This window comes from Sphingomonas sp. (genome assembly GCF_017744835.1).
GTDB lineage: Bacteria > Pseudomonadota > Alphaproteobacteria > Sphingomonadales > Sphingomonadaceae > Sphingomonas.
The window spans coordinates 1-15,700 of sequence record NZ_JAGIAM010000007.1; the positions used below are offsets into that span (position 1 = coordinate 1).

General features: G+C 67.1%; 14 protein-coding genes. 9 read left to right on the top strand and 5 right to left on the bottom strand.

Annotated features, from left to right (window positions below; genetic code table 11):
* A partial coding sequence (gene rpoB, locus J7500_RS17535; RefSeq protein ID WP_294063336.1) for a DNA-directed RNA polymerase subunit beta occupies positions 1 to 2,657 on the bottom strand: 2,657 nt, incomplete at its 3' end.
* Positions 2,658 to 2,904: 247 nt separating this feature from the next.
* The gene (locus J7500_RS17540) at positions 2,905 to 3,156 is read right to left on the bottom strand and encodes a hypothetical protein (protein WP_294063338.1); all 252 of its coding nucleotides are present in this window, start codon (positions 3,154 to 3,156) and stop codon (positions 2,905 to 2,907) included.
* An 81-nt stretch (positions 3,157 to 3,237) separates the two neighbouring features.
* On the opposite strand from J7500_RS17540, the gene J7500_RS17545 reads away from it, so the two are divergent.
* The 7 genes from J7500_RS17545 (at position 3,238) to J7500_RS17575 (ending at position 12,148) form a co-directional block, all read left to right on the top strand.
* The gene (locus J7500_RS17545) at positions 3,238 to 5,169 is read left to right on the top strand and encodes a CocE/NonD family hydrolase (RefSeq protein WP_294063340.1); all 1,932 of its coding nucleotides are present in this window, start codon (positions 3,238 to 3,240) and stop codon (positions 5,167 to 5,169) included.
* A gap of 310 nt (positions 5,170 to 5,479) precedes the next feature.
* Complete coding sequence (locus J7500_RS17550; protein ID WP_294063342.1) at positions 5,480 to 6,673, top strand: S41 family peptidase; 1,194 nt, start codon at positions 5,480 to 5,482, stop codon at positions 6,671 to 6,673.
* 79 nt (positions 6,674 to 6,752) lie between these two features.
* Complete coding sequence (locus tag J7500_RS17555; protein ID WP_294063344.1) at positions 6,753 to 7,616, top strand: energy transducer TonB; 864 nt, start codon at positions 6,753 to 6,755, stop codon at positions 7,614 to 7,616.
* Positions 7,617 to 7,691: 75 nt separating this feature from the next.
* Positions 7,692 to 9,101, top strand: coding sequence for a pitrilysin family protein (locus J7500_RS17560; RefSeq protein WP_294063346.1), 1,410 nt, complete (start codon positions 7,692 to 7,694; stop codon positions 9,099 to 9,101).
* Positions 9,101 to 10,519 (top strand): pitrilysin family protein, encoded by a 1,419-nt coding sequence (locus J7500_RS17565; RefSeq protein WP_294063347.1) that lies wholly within the window; start codon positions 9,101 to 9,103, stop codon positions 10,517 to 10,519. Before J7500_RS17560 ends, J7500_RS17565 begins: the two co-directional genes overlap by 1 nt.
* A gap of 67 nt (positions 10,520 to 10,586) precedes the next feature.
* Positions 10,587 to 11,867: a hypothetical protein gene (locus J7500_RS17570; protein ID WP_294063348.1), complete on the top strand. Its 1,281-nt coding sequence runs from the start codon at positions 10,587 to 10,589 to the stop codon at positions 11,865 to 11,867.
* Between the two features lie 68 nt (positions 11,868 to 11,935).
* Positions 11,936 to 12,148 (top strand): hypothetical protein, encoded by a 213-nt coding sequence (locus J7500_RS17575; protein WP_294063349.1) that lies wholly within the window; start codon positions 11,936 to 11,938, stop codon positions 12,146 to 12,148.
* Between the two features lie 67 nt (positions 12,149 to 12,215).
* Here the strand turns inward: J7500_RS17575 and rplL are convergent, their stop codons facing one another.
* Together rplL and rplJ are read right to left on the bottom strand one after the other, a co-directional pair.
* Positions 12,216 to 12,596 (bottom strand): 50S ribosomal protein L7/L12, encoded by a 381-nt coding sequence (gene rplL, locus J7500_RS17580; RefSeq protein WP_294063351.1) that lies wholly within the window; start codon positions 12,594 to 12,596, stop codon positions 12,216 to 12,218.
* Positions 12,597 to 12,649: 53 nt separating this feature from the next.
* Entirely contained in the window at positions 12,650 to 13,165 is a 516-nt protein-coding gene (gene rplJ / locus J7500_RS17585; protein WP_294063352.1) for a 50S ribosomal protein L10, read from the bottom strand.
* A 342-nt stretch (positions 13,166 to 13,507) separates the two neighbouring features.
* Here rplJ and J7500_RS17590 point away from each other — a divergent pair, with 342 nt between their 5' ends.
* The gene (locus J7500_RS17590; RefSeq protein ID WP_294063353.1) at positions 13,508 to 14,170 is read left to right on the top strand and encodes an NAD(P)H-dependent oxidoreductase; all 663 of its coding nucleotides are present in this window, start codon (positions 13,508 to 13,510) and stop codon (positions 14,168 to 14,170) included.
* A 359-nt stretch (positions 14,171 to 14,529) separates the two neighbouring features.
* Positions 14,530 to 15,084, top strand: coding sequence for a L,D-transpeptidase family protein (locus J7500_RS17595; protein ID WP_294063355.1), 555 nt, complete (start codon positions 14,530 to 14,532; stop codon positions 15,082 to 15,084).
* On the opposite strand, the gene J7500_RS17600 is transcribed toward J7500_RS17595, so the two are convergent.
* The gene (locus J7500_RS17600) at positions 15,075 to 15,599 is read right to left on the bottom strand and encodes a hypothetical protein (RefSeq protein WP_294063357.1); all 525 of its coding nucleotides are present in this window, start codon (positions 15,597 to 15,599) and stop codon (positions 15,075 to 15,077) included. The two genes, J7500_RS17595 and J7500_RS17600, sit on opposite strands and share 10 nt — an antisense overlap.
* Positions 15,600 to 15,700: the final 101 nt, after the last annotated feature.

Genomic DNA, 15,700 nt, shown 5'->3' on the forward strand with positions numbered 1-15,700 from the left:
ACTTCGGCGCCGATGTAGACGATGCCCGCCTCGTCGAGGTTGCGCAGCGCTTCCTCGCCGACGTTGGGGATGTCGCGGGTGATGTCCTCCGGCCCGAGCTTGGTGTCGCGGGCCATGACTTCGAACTCGTCGATGTGGATCGACGTGAACACGTCGTCCTTCACGATCCGCTCGCTGATGAGGATCGAGTCCTCATAGTTGTAGCCGTTCCAGGGCATGAACGCGACGAGCGCGTTGCGGCCCAGCGCGAGCTCGCCGAACTCGGTCGAGGGACCGTCGGCGATGATGTCGCCGGCCGAGACCACGTCGCCCACCTTCACCAGCGGACGCTGGTTGATGCAGGTCGACTGGTTCGAGCGCTGGAACTTCATCAGCGTGTAGATGTCGACGCCGCTCTCGGTGGCCTCGACGTCGCCGGTGGCGCGGACGACGATACGGGTCGCGTCGACCTGATCGACAATGCCGGCGCGCTTGGCGGCGATCGCGGCACCCGAGTCACGGGCGACGGTCTCTTCCATGCCGGTGCCGACGAAGGGCGCTTCCGCCTTCACCAGCGGCACGGCCTGGCGCTGCATGTTCGAGCCCATAAGCGCGCGGTTGGCGTCGTCGTTCTCGAGGAACGGGATCAGCGACGCGGCGACCGAGACGAGCTGCTTGGGGCTGACGTCCATCAGCGTCACCGTCTCCGGCAGCGCCATCAGGAATTCGCCGGCCTGACGGGCCGAGATCAGCTCCTCGGTGAAGCGGCCTTCCGCATCGACCTCGGCCGAAGCCTGGGCGATCGTGTGCTTGGCCTCTTCCATCGCCGAGAGATAGACGACCTCGTTGGTCACCTTGCCGTCGACGACCTTGCGGTACGGCGTCTCGATGAAGCCGTACTTGTTGACGCGGCTGAAGCTTGCAAGCGAGTTGATCAGACCGATGTTCGGCCCTTCCGGCGTCTCGATCGGGCAGATACGGCCATAGTGGGTCGGATGGACGTCGCGGACTTCGAAGCCCGCGCGCTCGCGGGTGAGGCCGCCCGGCCCGAGCGCCGAGACGCGACGCTTGTGCGTCACTTCGGAAAGCGGGTTGGTCTGGTCCATGAACTGCGACAGCTGCGACGAGCCGAAGAACTCGCGGACGGCAGCCACGGCCGGCTTCGCGTTGATCAGGTCGTTCGGCATGACGGTCGACACGTCGACCGAGCTCATACGCTCCTTAACGGCGCGCTCCATGCGGAGCAGGCCGACGCGATACTGGTTCTCGAGCAGCTCGCCCACCGAGCGAACGCGGCGGTTGCCGAGGTTGTCGATGTCGTCGACTTCGCCCTTGCCGTCCTTGAGGTCGACGAGGGTCTTCACGACGGCGAGGATGTCCTCGGTGCGCAGCGTGGTGACGGTGTCCTCGGCGTCGAGCTCGAGGCGCATGTTGAGCTTCACGCGGCCCACGGCCGAGAGGTCGTAGCGCTCGGGGTCGAAGAACAGGCCGGCGAACAGCGATTCCGCGGTCTCGAGCGTCGGCGGCTCGCCGGGGCGCATGACGCGGTAGATGTCGGCCAGCGCCTGCTCGCGCTCCTCGGCCTTGTCGGCCTTGAGCGTGTTGCGGATCCACGGACCCGTGGCGATGTGGTCGATGTCGAGCAGCTCGATGCGGTCGATGCCCGCCTTGTCGAGCTTCTCGAGGTTCTCGGCCGAGACTTCGTCGCCGGCCTCGATGTAGATCTCGCCGGTCGCTTCGTTGATCAGGTCATAGGCGCTGTAGCGGCCGAAGATTTCCTCGGTCGGGATGAGCAGCGTCTCGAGACCGTCCTTGGCCGCCTTGTTGGCAGCGCGGGGGCTGATCTTCTGGCCGGCCGGGAACACGACCTCGCCCGACTTGGCGTCGACGATGTCGAACATCGGCTTGGCGCCGCGCCAGTTCTCGGGCTGGAAGGGGATCTGCCAGCCGCCCTGGCCGCGGACGAAGGTTACGCGGTTGTAGAAATAGTTGAGGATGTCCTCGCTGTTCAGGCCCAGGGCGTAGAGCAGCGTGGTCACCGGCAGCTTGCGCTTGCGGTCGATGCGGACGTTGACGATGTCCTTGGCGTCGAACTCGAAGTCGAGCCACGAGCCGCGATACGGGATCACGCGCGCCGCGAAGAGATACTTGCCCGAGGCATGGGTCTTGCCGCGGTCATGATCGAACAGCACGCCCGGCGAACGGTGCATCTGGCTGACGATGACGCGCTCGGTGCCGTTGATGAAGAAGGTGCCGTTCTCGGTCATGAGCGGCATGTCGCCCATGTAGACGTCCTGCTCCTTGATATCGAGGACCGAACGGGCCTCGGTATCGGGATCCACCTCGAACACGATCAGGCGCAGCGTCACGCGCATCGGCGCCGCATAGGTGATGCCGCGCTGGCGGCACTCTTCGACGTCGAACTTCGGCGGCTCGAGCTCATAGTTGACGAAGTCGAGCTCGGCGGTGCCGGCGAAGTCGCGGATCGGGAAGACCGAGCGCAGCGTCTTCTCCAGGCCCGAGACGTAGCCGATCGAGGGATCGCTCCGCAGGAACTGTTCGTAGGATTCGCGCTGAACCTCGATCAGGTTCGGCATCTGCACCACTTCGTGGATGTCGCCGAACACCTTGCGGATGCGGCGCTTCATCGTGCCGCCCTCGATTGCCTTGGTAGCCATGGGTGTTTTTGCCTCGTCAGCCGTAAGTTTGCCCCTGCCGGGGCGGGGGCGTAATTTCGGTGCCCGTGATCCGGGGCCGGGACGTGCGAAAGGACGCAGAAAGGCCGCTCGACTTCCTTGTGGAATTCGGCAGCTCCCAGCGTCCTCGTCAGGTCCACGACACCCATTCGACCGATGCGTTGCGCGACGACGCATCATTTCCCGGTGCTGTGGAAGAAGCGCGATATAGGAGCGCGGGGCGGGTCTGTCAAACCGATGGGTGTGGCGGCGGCGGCTCGATTTTTTTGTTCACGCAAAGGCGCAAAGGGATCTGGTACCGCGACAGCGGCTGGAATCCTCGAGATCGGCAATAGCTGCCGCTTGCGCGGCGCGATCGCTCGCAGGGCAGGGCGGCATCTTCGCGTCTTTGCGCCTTTGCGTGAACAAAAATCCCGCCCTCGGCCCGCTCGCCGACGGCTGTGAGGCGAACGACAAACCCCGGAAACAAGCGGCGCGTCATGGTTCCTTCCAACGGGGCGGCTCTTTTCACGCGCGCGGATTTGCGCCTATCGAGCAGCTTCCCGCTGGAGACATGCAGCCGATGACCAAGATCCTTACCGTCCTTCTCGCTGGAACCGCTTTCCTCGCCTCGCCCGCGCTCGCGCAGCAGGGGCAGCCCGCGCAGCCGTTCAACGACATCCCGGCGAACTTCACGCCGCCCGAGCAACCCGGCGACTTCATCAAGCGCGAAGTGATGATCCCGATGCGCGACGGGGTGAAGCTCTACACCGTCATCGTCATCCCCAAGGGTGCGAAGAACGCGCCGATCCTGTTCACGCGCACGCCCTACAACGCCAACGGCCGCGTCAAGCGGACCGACAGCACCACGATGATCAACGCGCTGCCCGAGGGCGACGAGGTGTTCGTCAAGGCGGGCTATATCCGCGTCTTCCAGGACATCCGCGGCAAGTACCGCTCGGAGGGCGACTACGTCATCACGCGCCCGCCGGTGGGGCCGCTCAACCCGACCAAGGTCGATCACACCACCGATGCGTGGGACTCGATCGACTGGATGGTCAAGAACATCCCCGAGACCAACGGCAAGGTCGGCATGCTCGGCTCGAGCTACGAGGGCTTCACCGTGGTGATGGCGCTGCTCAACCCGCACCCTGCGCTCAAGGTCGCCGCGCCCGAGAGCCCGATGATCGACGGCTGGATGGGCGACGACTGGTTCCACTATGGCGCCTTCCGCCTCGCCAACATCGGCTGGATCGGCGCGCAGACCGGCTACAAGGGCGACGGCAAGGCGCCCAACCGACCCGACTGGGACGATTACGACACCTTCCGCCGCGTCGGCTCGGCCGGCGATTGGGCGAAGAAGTTCGGCTACGACCAGCTGCCGATGTGGAACAAGATGAGCCAGCACGTGGCCTATGACGAATTCTGGCAGCTCCAGGCGCTCGACAAGCTGATCGCGCAGAAGCCTTCGAACGTCCCCACCCTCTGGGAGCAGGGCATCTGGGATCACGAGGACATGTACGGCGCGATCCACGCCTGGGAGGAAATGCAGAAGACCCCGGCGGCCGACAGGAACTTCCTGCTGATGGGGCCGTGGCGCCATTCGGGCTTCAACTACAACGGTTCGAAGCTCGGCCAGCTCGAGTTCGAGGGCGACACGGCGCTCCAGGCGCGCCGTGACATCCTGCTGCCCTTCTTCAACGCCTATCTGAAGGACGGCGCGCCGCCCTTCACGCCGGCCAAGGCGAGCTTCTACAACACCGGCGACAATCGCTGGGACTATCTCAGCAAGTGGCCGCTCGCCTGCGACAATGGCTGCGACCAGAAGCTCACGCCGATCTACCTCAAGTCGGCCGAGCGGCTGGGCTTCGACAAGCCGGGCGCGGGCTCGGACAGCTACGTCTCGGATCCTGCCAAGCCGGTCCCGCACCTGCCGCGGCCGGTCAACTTCCAGGACGGCCGCTGGTCGACCTATCTGGTCACCGACCAGCGCTTCGTCGACGGCCGGACCGACGTGATGACCTATATGACCGAACCGCTGACCGCGCCGGTCCGCGTCTCGGGTGCGCCGATCGCCGATCTCTTCGCCAAGACGACGGGCACCGACGGCGACTTCGTCGTCAAGGTCATCGACGTCTATCCCGACGAGATGGCGACCAAGAAGGAGATGGGCGGCTTCCAGCTTCCCATCGCGCTGGACATCTTCCGCGGCCGCTATCGCAACTCGTTCGAGCATCCGACCGCGATCCCCGCGGGCAAGGTGCAGGAGTACAAGTTCCGCCTGCCGACGGTGAACCACGTCTTCCAGCCGGGGCACCGGATCATGGTACAGGTCCAGTCGAGCCTGTTCCCGGTCTATGACCGCAACCCGCAGAAGTTCGTGCCCAACATCTTCTTCGCCAAGCCCGAGGACTATCAGAAGGCGACGGTGACGCTGATGTACGGCGGCGCCCAGTCGAGCAACGTGCTCCTCCCGGTGGTCCCGCTCGACCAGTCGGCGGCGGCGGCGAAGTAGGACGCTCCACCGTCACCCCGAAAGCGGGGATCCAGGAATCACGGGCGATGCCCTGGTGGCTCTGGGTCCCCGCCTTCGCGGGGATGACGGAAAGAGGCGTTCACGCAAAGGCGCGAAGACGCGAAGAGGCTTCAGCCAGTGGCGCCGCGCAGCGGCCCTCGGAGCGCTTTCCGGGATTCCCGCCGCTGCCGCGGCGGCGAACCTCTTCGCGCCTTCGCGCCTTTGCGTGAACAAAAAACGATCCCGAACCCCGCAACTTGAGCCCCTCTCTCACCCCCGCTAGCGTGCCGCGGCAAGTGGGGGAGGGCGGATGGTCCGCGTGTTCAAATGGGTCTTCGGGCTCGCGCTGCTGGCCGTGGTCGGCGCCGCGATCCTCGATGTCGCGACCTTCGACCGCGCGGGCTGGAAGCGCGACTATGGCCTGCTCAAGCGCGAGATGGCGCAGACCTATGCCAATCTCGACTGGATCCGCGACCACCGCAAGCTCGACCTCGCCACGCTCGACGCCGAGACCCGGGCCTCGCTCGATTCCGCCTGGTCGCACGTCCAGGCGTATCTGGCGCTGCGCCGCTTCGTCGCCGCCTTCGCCGACCCGCATCTGAAGCTTGCCCTCGCGATGGGCGGCAAGCCCGAACCCGCCACCGCGCCGAGCGAGGCGCAGCAGAGCCTCCCCGTCGACAGCTGCGAAGCCGCGGGCTACCGCGACGACCGCAGCGGCTTCGCCGAGCGCTGGAGCCGCGTCACCGGCTGGCGCCCGCGCAGCGCCTCCGATGATGACTTCCCGATCGCGATGGTCGGCGACACCGGCGTGCTGCGCATCGGCAGCTTCGACGACATGCGCTATCTCCCCGCCTGCCGCCGCGCCTTCCGCGCCGGGATGGACGCCGACAGGCTGCGCGCGGCGACGCGGCACCAGCTCGACCTCCAGATCGCCCGCGCCATGGCCCAGCTCCGCGCGCAGGGGGCGCTGCGGCTGCTGGTCGACGTCAGCGGAAACGGCGGCGGCAGCGAATGGGTGGAGGAGGTGGTCGCGCTGATGACGCCGCGCCGCCTCGTCCGCAGCGAACCGCGTCTCGCGGCGCCCAAGTGCGACCGCTCGGCGATCTGGGCCGGGGGCGCGGTCTGCCCGGTGCTCGGCGGTGCGGCGGAGCAGCGCGAGATCCAGGGCAAGGGCGCGTGGCGCGGGCCGCTGCTGATCTACGCCGACAAGGGCAGCGCCTCGGCGACCGAAGACTTTGCTGCCTGGCTCCACCAGAACAAGGCCGCGACGCTGATCGGCGAGAAGACGCTCGGCGCCGGCTGCGGCTATGCGAACGGCGGCGGCCGGCTGCGGCTCGAACGCGCCGGGCTCGAGGTCCGCATGCCCAATTGCGCCCGCTTCCTCGCCGACGGCACCAACGAGATCGAGGGGCAAAGGCCCGACATCCCGCTCGAGGCGCAGGACGAGACGAGCTGGGCAAGGGGGATGGAAGCGGCGCTGCGGCGAGTGTCGGTGCTGCGGTGAACGCTTCCCTGCGGTCTGCTGCCGGGTTAGGCGGTCCACGCGGTTCGAAGGGGGCATTTTGCCAATGTTAAAATGGGGGATGGTTTTCGCCGCTGCTGCGGCACTTCCGGCGATTGCGGTCGCCAAGGATCCCGAGCCCGAGGTGCTGAAGCGTAACGGCCAATGGGTAATCGACCATGACCGCGACCGCTGTCACCTAACGGCACAGTTTGGAAGCGGCGACGGGTCGGTCCTTGCGCGCTTCTCCCGCTATCAGCCGGGAGACGGCTTTGATTTCTCGATCTTTGGCAACCGGCTCAAGATAAATGGCAGGCCCCAGGCCCTGCTCGATTTCGGGCTCCCAGGCGCGCCTGTCGAGACTCAGGGCTTCCGGACAGGCTCGCTTGGCGAGCTCCCTGCGATATTCTTCGGCGAAGAGCGTCTCGATGGATGGCCGCGGAAGGGGGAGTGGCCGCTGAAGGAAGGCGAAACTGCGCCTCCGGTCACACCCGATATGGAAGCAGCGGTTCACAGCGCTACAGTGTCGATCAAGCACAAGCCGACGTTCCGCCTGGAATTCGGTTCGATGCGCGAGCCTTTCGAACTGATGCGCCATTGCATGACGACGCTTGTTGAGAGCTGGGGCTATGACCCCAAGGTTCAGGCGACGCTCAGCCGCCCGCTGAAGCCGGTCGGCGAGCCGGCTAACTGGCTCCTGTCCAGCGATTTTCCGACCGGCACGCTGAACAACGGCGCCAGCGGGTCCGTCCGGTTCCGGCTCGACGTCGATGCGGCCGGCAACGTTGCGCGCTGCAATGCGCTTTCGCGGCCCAGCCCGGACTCGTTCGCCGACATCGTCTGCCGAGCCTTGTCGCGCCGCGCCAAGTATGAACCGGCCCGGGATGCACAGGGAAGGCCTGTCGCCAGTTTCATAATGCAGAACGTATGGAATTCGGGCGGTTGACCCACACTTGCCTTCCCCTGCCATTGCCGTACTAATCCACCAACACAGTCACCGGGTCCGAGGGGAATCAGACCGATGAAGCAATGGAGCCTCGCGCTCGCGCTCGCCGCCACGGCCCTGTCCGGCCCGGCGATCGCCCAGACTGCGTCGTCGTCCGCCGCGGCGAGCGCGCTCAACGTCGACATGCAGTATTTCACGCTGCCCAACGGCCTGCGCGTGGTGCTGACCAGGGACAGCATCGCGCCCACGGTGACGGTTGCAGTCTATTACGGCATCGGGTTTCGCATCGAGCCGCGCGAGCGCACCGGTTTCGCGCATCTGTTCGAGCATCTGATGTTCCAGGGCTCGAAGCACGCGCCCAAGGGCGTGTTCGACACCACCATCACCAACGCCGGCGGGTTCAACAACGGTTCCACGCGCTTCGATTTCACCAACTATTACGAAGTCACCCCCTCGGGCGCGCTCGAGCGGCTGCTGTGGCTCGAGGCCGATCGCATGGCCAATCCGGTGATCGACGAGACCGTGCTCAAGAACCAGCAGGGCGTGGTGGGCAACGAGGTCAAGGTCAACGTCCTCAACCAGCCCTATTCGACCTGGCCGTGGATCGATCTGCCGATGCTGGCCAACACCAACTGGTACAACAGCCACAATTTCTACGGCGACCTGAAGGAGATCGAGGCGGCGACGGTGCCCGACGCCAAATCCTTCTCGGACAGCTTCTATCGCCCGAGCAACGCCGTGCTCGTGGTCGCGGGCGACATCGATTATGCCGCCACCCGCGCGATGGTGGAGAAATATTTCGGCCCGCTGGCGAAGAAGCCCGCGGTCGCGCTCCCCGACATCTCCGAGCCGCGCCAGACCGAGGAGAAGTTCAAGAGCCGCGTCGACGCGCTCGCGCCCAAGCCCGGCTTCGCCTTCGGCTATCACGTGCCGAAGCGCGGCACCCCCGAATGGTATGCGATGGGGCTGATCGACCAGATGCTCGTCCAGGGCGACGATAGCCGGCTGCACCGCAAGCTCGTCCAGGAAGCCGCGATCACCGGAGAGGTCGATGGCGGGATCAACTGGGGCCTGGGCGACATGTTCGACTATAACGGCCCGATGCTGTGGAGCGTGAACTTCACCCACGATCCCGACCACAGCCGCGAGCAGATCACCGCCGCGGTCGACAGCGTGATCGACGATCTTCGCACCAAGCCGGTCAGTGCCGCCGAGCTGGAGCGGGCGCGCACCAAGATGCGCTCGCAGCTCTATTCGACGATCGATTCCGGCGGACGGATCGGGCTGGTCAACCTGCTCGCCTCCTATGCGCTGTTCGACAAGGATCCGCAGGCAGTGAACCGCATCGAGCAGGGCTTCGCGCAGGTCACGCCCGCGCTGATCCAGAAGACCGCGCAGGAATATCTGCGCAAGACCAACCGCTCGATCTACGTGGTCGAGCCCGGCGCCGCCCAGGGCGCCGCCAAGCCGCAGGGAGGCCGCTGATGCGCCGTGGAATGAAGCGCGCGCTCGTCGCGATCTGCCTGGCCTCGGCCGCCACGCCCGCGCTGGCGCAGGATTTCCCGCCCGCGCCGCCGATCGCCGAGCCCAAGCCCTTCAAGCTGCCCGCGACCGAGAGCTTCACGCTCGCCAACGGGATGCAGGTCACGCTCGTGCCCTATGGCATCGCGCCAAAGGCGGTGGTGTCGCTGCGCGTCCGCGCGGGCAACGCAACCGACGGCGACCAGACCTGGCTCTCCGAAGTCACCGCCGCGATGATGAAGGAAGGGGCAGGGGGGCGCTCGGCCAACCAACTCGCCACTGCCGCGGCCTCGATGGGCGGCGACCTCGACGTGAGCGCGGGGCTGCAGACCACTGCGATCACGATGAATGTGCTTTCGGAGCATGCGCCCGAGGCCGTCGCGCTGATCGGCGACGTCGCGATCCGCCCGGACTTTCCCGCAAGCGAGCTCGCGCGGGTCAAGGCCTCGATCGGCCGCCAGCTCGCCGTCGCGCTCTCCGAGCCGGGCACGCTCGCCGATGTCGCGCTCGCGCGCACCGTCTATGGGCCCAACCACCCCTATGGCCGGGTGATCCCCACCCAGGCGCAGCTCGCCGGCTATTCGATCGACGACGCCAGGCGCTTCCACGCCGCGCAGTTCGGGGCGAAGCGGGCGCATCTCTATGTCGCCGGCAAGTTCGATGCCGCCGCGGTGAAGGCGGCGATCGAAAAGGCGTTCGCCGGCTGGAAGCCGGGGCCCGAGCCGCTCGCGCTAACCAGCCCGCATGCGCAGGGGCCGAAGGTGGTGCTGGTCGACCGCCCCGGCGCGCCGCAGACCACGCTGCGCCTCGCCTTCGACGCGGCGCGCGCGGGCACCGACGCCGACATTCCCCAGCGCGTCACCAATGCGCTGCTCGGCGGCGCCTTCAGCTCGCGCATCACCACCAACATTCGCGAGGACAAGGGCTATACCTATTCGCCCAGCTCCGGGATCGCCTTCAACCCGGAGGAGGCGCTGTGGACCTTCGAGGCCGATGTGACCACCAACGTCACCGGCGACGCGCTCAAGGAAGTCTTCAAGGAAGTCCGGCGGATGCAGTCCGAGCCGGCGCCGGCGGAAGAGTCGAAGGGCATCCGTACCTATCTGGCGGGCGTGTTCGCGATCCAGAACTCGACCTCGCCCGCGCTGGTGGGGACGCTGGCGACGCGCGACATGCTGGGGCTGCCGGCCGACTGGACCGACCGCTATGTGCCCGCGGTGATGTCGGTCACGCCCGAGGCGATGATGGCTTCGGCCAAGGCCGGCTATCCGCTCGAGCGGATGACGTTGGTGGCGGTGGGCGACCTCAAGACAGTCGAGCCGCAGCTCAAGGCATTGCCCGAGCTGGCCAATGTTCCCTTCCAGCGCGTGACGGTGCCCTGAGACGAGCCGGGGCTAATATGCGCCGCGTGCAATCTGCAATTCAGCTTGGACCGGCTAGAGGTGGAGCGTGGAGTATCGCAACTATCGCATCGGCCCGCTGACGAGCTGCGCCGCGGCAGCCTTGGCCGCGTTCGCCGCGCCGGCCGTGCACGCGCAGCAGACCCAGCCGACCGCACCGGCCCCAGCACCTGCCCCGGCCCCGGCCCCGGCCCCGGCCCCGGCCCCGGCCCCGGCGCCGGCACCCGCTCCGACGCGCTCGCCGCCGCCCAACGTCATGTACCTGCCCAATGTGGTGCCCGAGCGTTACTCGATCGGCGGCAACGCAGCGCCCGCCCCGGCACCGGCACCCACGCCGACTCCGGTCGCGACCCAGGCTCCGCCACCGCCGGTACGCAGCGCCCGCGCTCCCGCAGGACGCACGGCACAGCCTGCAGCCCGCACCGCTGCGCCAACCCCTGCTCCCGGGGCCACAGCCACGCCCGACGCGGCGCCGGTTGCGCCTACGGGCGACCAGCCGATCGTCGCGCAGCCGGTGACCATATCCCAGGCGCAGCCTACCCCTGCTGCCGCTCCGGTCGAAGGGCCCGCGGGCACGCCCGGTTGGCTGTGGGCGCTCGGCGGCGCTGCGGGCATGGCGATCGTCCTGGCCGGCATCTGGGCGCTGCGTCGCCGTCGTCAGGGCTTCGAGGAGGAAAGCGGGCCCGCCGTCGAGCTCGCACCGATCCCACAGCCGCGCGTGCCCGCCGCGCCGCCGGGGCTGGGGCCGCGCCCCGATCCGGTGCCGCCGCGCCCTGCCGTTCCGCCGCGGCCCACCACCGCGCCGGTCGCTCCCGTGGCGCCCGCGGCGGTTTCCGACCCCTTCGAAATCGTGCTGCGTCCGGCGCGCATCGAACTCGGCGACCAGGAAGTGCTGATCGATCTCGAACTGCTGATCGGCAACCGCCAGACGGGCGCCGCCGAGGCGATACGCCCCTCGCTCGCGCTGATCAGCGCAAATCCCGACCAGGATCGGCAGATCATGGGCTTCCACGCCAATCCGATGGTCGAGGCCGCGGGCGAGCCCTTCGACCTGCCGCCGGGCGCGGGCGGGCGCATGCCGGTGCGGCTGCGCGTCCGCCGCGAGCATATCCATGTGGTCCAGGTCGGCGGCCGGCCGATGTTCGTGCCGATGGTGATGGTCGATCTGCGCTGGCGCGGCGGTCTCAGTATCCGGCGCTTCGGCGCGGACTTCATGGTCGGCACTGCGGGGCAGGGGGCCAAGCTCGGCCCGATCTGGCTCGACCGCGCCCCCGCCGCGCCGCTTGCCGCCACCCGCTACGTGCCCCGCCCGGCACCGGTAGCGGCATGAAGAATGCGCGGGTTTAAGATTAATTTGGGTTATTGAAGGGCTTGCAGCGGCTTTCCTAGATTTCGGCGATGCTAGCCAAACAGATTGCAGACCTTCTCGAAGCCCGCAGCCCCCAGGCGCTCTGCGATGCGTGCATCGCCACCGAGCTCAAGGTCGCGCCGCGGCAAGTGAAGCCGCTCACCGAAGCCTTCGGCATCACCAACGACTTCACGCGCGTGCCGGCCAACTGCCCGGGCTGCGGCGAGCAGGGGTGGGCGATCCGCGCCGGCGGCACGCAGTAACGGCCCAACGAAAAAGGGCGGTCCCGAGGGACCGCCCTTTCGTTCTCTGCCATGAAGCAGAAGAAGCTTACTTGACCTCGACGGTCGCGCCGGCTTCCTCGAGCTGCTTCTTGATCTTCTCGGCTTCGTCCTTCGACACGCCTTCCTTGACGGCCTTCGGCGCGCCCTCGACGAGAGCCTTCGCCTCGGTCAGGCCGAGGTTGGTGATCGCGCGGACTTCCTTGATGACGTTGATCTTCTTGCCACCGTCGCCGGTGAGGATCACGTCGAACTCGGTCTTCTCTTCCGCGGCCGGAGCAGCGGCACCGCCGCCGGCACCCGGAGCAGCAACCGCAACAGCAGCGGCGGCCGAGACGCCCCACTTCTCTTCGAGCAGCTTCGAGAGCTCAGCGGCCTCGAGGACGGTCAGTTCCGAAAGCTGGTCAACAATCGCGTTCAGGTCAGCCATGATAAACTCCAATCAAATCAGATGTTTCAGGTAAATAGTCTTGCAAGAGCCGCTTATGCGGCGTCCTTGGCCGCATAGGCGCCGAAGACGCGCGCGAGCTGCGCGGCCGGAGCCTGGGTGACGGTCGCGAGCTTGGTCGCCGGAGCGGCGATGAGGCCCACGAGCTTGCCACGCAGTTCGTCCAGCGACGGCAGCGAGGCGAGTGCCTTGACGCCGTTCGCGTCGAGCAGCTGCTTGCCCATTGCGCCGCCGACGATCTCGAGCTTGTCGTTCGTCTTGGCGAATTCCACCGCGATCTTGGCCGCAGCCACGGGATCGGCGGAGGTGGCAAGCGCCGTCGGACCCTTGAGCAGGTCCGCGATCACCGAATAATCGGTGCCCTCGGCGGCAATCTTGGCAAGGCGGTTCTTGCTGACCTTGTAGCTCGCACCGGCGTCGCGCATCTTGTTGCGGAGGTCCGTCGACTGCTTGACGGTCATCCCGAGGTTGCGGGTGACGACCACCACGCCGACCTCGTTGAAGGTGCGGTTCAGCTCGGCAACGGCGTCGGTCTTCTGGGAACGATCCATGCCGGTCTCCTCGTTATGGAGCCCCGAGAGGCTCCGGTTACACATTGTCCGAGGGGAAGGATCGTCAGCGCCAGAGACCAGCCCTGGCATGACCCGGACGCTCCGGATAGCGGAAGCGCCGATGAAATCAGTCCCCGTCTAGGCGAGAAATCAAGGCCGGCATATTCCGGCCACTCGCTGTCTCGGACGGCACGCAGGCAGGGCAAACCCCATCTGCGAAGGCGCGCACATAGCGGGAATCGTCCCAAAGTCAACGTCGCTTCGCCGCATCGGCGGGCAAGCGCGAGGGATACGCGTCCCCGCTACCGCGTTGGGGCGGTGACAGGCAAGGGATTGCGGGTGATGGGCGACGCACATTCAGAGCCGATCCGCCATCTGGTGGTGCTGGGCCATCCGGTCAGGCCCAGCTTCGTCCATTCGGTCGCCGAGGCCTATCGCGACGAAGTCGCCGCCTGTGGCCAGGAAGCGGTGGTGCGCGACCTCTATGCGTTGGGCTTCGATCCGGTGCTCAAGGCGGAGGAACTGCCGGGCGCTTCTGGAAACGTGCCTTCGGCCGACCTGCGTGCCGAGCTCGATCTGCTGCGCGGCGCGACGATCGTCACCTTCGTCTATCCCGTCTGGTTCGGGCTGCCGCCTGCGATCATCAAGGGCTATGTCGAACGCGTGCTCGGCGCCGGCTTCGATCCATCGGGCATCGGGCAAGGGGCCGCGCAGCCGGCGCTGCAGGGCAAGCGGCTGATGCAGTTCAGCTCGTCCGCCACCACGCTGCCGTGGCTCGAGGAACAGGGGCAGTGGGTTTCGCTGTACCAGGGGTTCGGCCGGTATCTGTCGATGATCTTCGGGATGACGCCCGCCGAGCATGTCCATTTCGACGCGGTGGTCGAAGAGGAGCGCGAACGCGTGCTCGAGGAGCGCCTGTCCAACGTGCGCGAGCGGACGCGTGCGGTGTGCGCCGCGATGCTCAGCGAACGCCACGCGGCGCGTCATCAGATGGGACAAGGTTGAGGACGTCGCGCCTGTCGCCGACACTGCCTGCAGCCGATAGACTGAGTCGGGCGTGCCGCCGCCCGCGGCGGGCAGCGCGACTAACCCGCTATCGAGCTGCTCCTGTACCGGGGTTCGGCTGCAGAGAGGAGCATGGACGACGTCGTGGCAAGTAATGCGGGGGCGAGCGCACGGCGCGCCCGGCTGAGACTTTCATGGCCATTCCTCTCTTCCCATCGTTTCTTTGGGCGCCGCCGAAAATTCCGGTCACCGACACGCGCGCGAGCAATCACGGTTAACACTTGTTCACCCTGTCCCTGCCCGGAACAGGCCATTTTCGGGGGCTGTTCAGCGGCCAAAAGCCGCGCGATATCGCGCCCATGAACAGGCGCTCGCTCCTCTCCGGCCTCGCCCGCTTCCTCGCGAAGGCGATGGTCCTGCTGCTCCTCGTCTCGACGTCCGAGGCGCTTGCCGCGTCCCGCGTCCCGATCGTCTATTCGGTGCTCGAGACCGACAGCCCGCTCGAACCCGGCGAATATCTCTGGGAGCCGCAGCGCGCGCCGAGCGGCCGCCTCGAGATCGTCGCCGACCTCGCCCGCGACACGCTCTACGTCTATCGCGGCGGCGTCGAGATCGGCCGCACCATCCTGATCTACGGTGCCGACCACAAGCCGACTCCGCTCGGCAGCTTTCCGATCCTCCAGAAGAATGCGCGCCATATCTCGAACCTCTATGGCGCCCCCATGCCCTACATGATGCGGCTCACCTGGGGCGGCATCTCGATCCACGGCAGCGGCGAGTTCGTCGAGAACCGCTGGGCCACGCACGGCTGCATCGGGCTTCCCGACGAATTCGCGGCGCTGCTCTTCAAGGTCGCGCGCGTCGGCGACCGAGTCACCGTCACGCGCAATTGGCTCCCCCAAGCCTATAGCTGAGCGTCGCGCGCCGCCCTGCGGAACAGCGCGCCCGAAACCAGCCAGGGCAGCAGGAAGAACAGGTTCAGCCCCAGCACGCCCAGAGCGCCCGGCGGTTCGTTCGCGCCGAGGCCGGCGAGCAGCACGATCGCAGTCACCACCCCCTGCGCACCTGCCGCGGCGAACATCGCGCGCGCCATGCCCGCCGCCTTGAACAGGGCAATCGCCGCGCCGGCGAGCGCCACGCCGATCACGCCCAGGTACATCAGGTTGGCGGCATTATCCTCGTCGCCAATGATCCCCACCGCGCCGTTGATCCACACGAGGAGGAAGGACGCCCCCAGCGCCACTGCCACCGCGGCGCGATAGGCGGGGTTCGGGGTCATCCGCATCGCCAGCTCGAAGATGCCGCCCACGGTACCGAACATCACCGCGGCGAACAGGAAATCGGAGGCTGTCCAGGGCCATCGCGCGAGCAGCGGAATTGTCAGCAGGGCCGCCGCGCCACCCCAGAAGAGCAGCCTCCCCGGAACCATGCCTCCCGCTCGCCCTCCGTTCGCCATTTGCGCCATTGCCTTCCTCCTTCGCAGTTCGAAGCAGGCAGCATCGTGTTGGGCGCGGTGAAGGGCATGAGCAA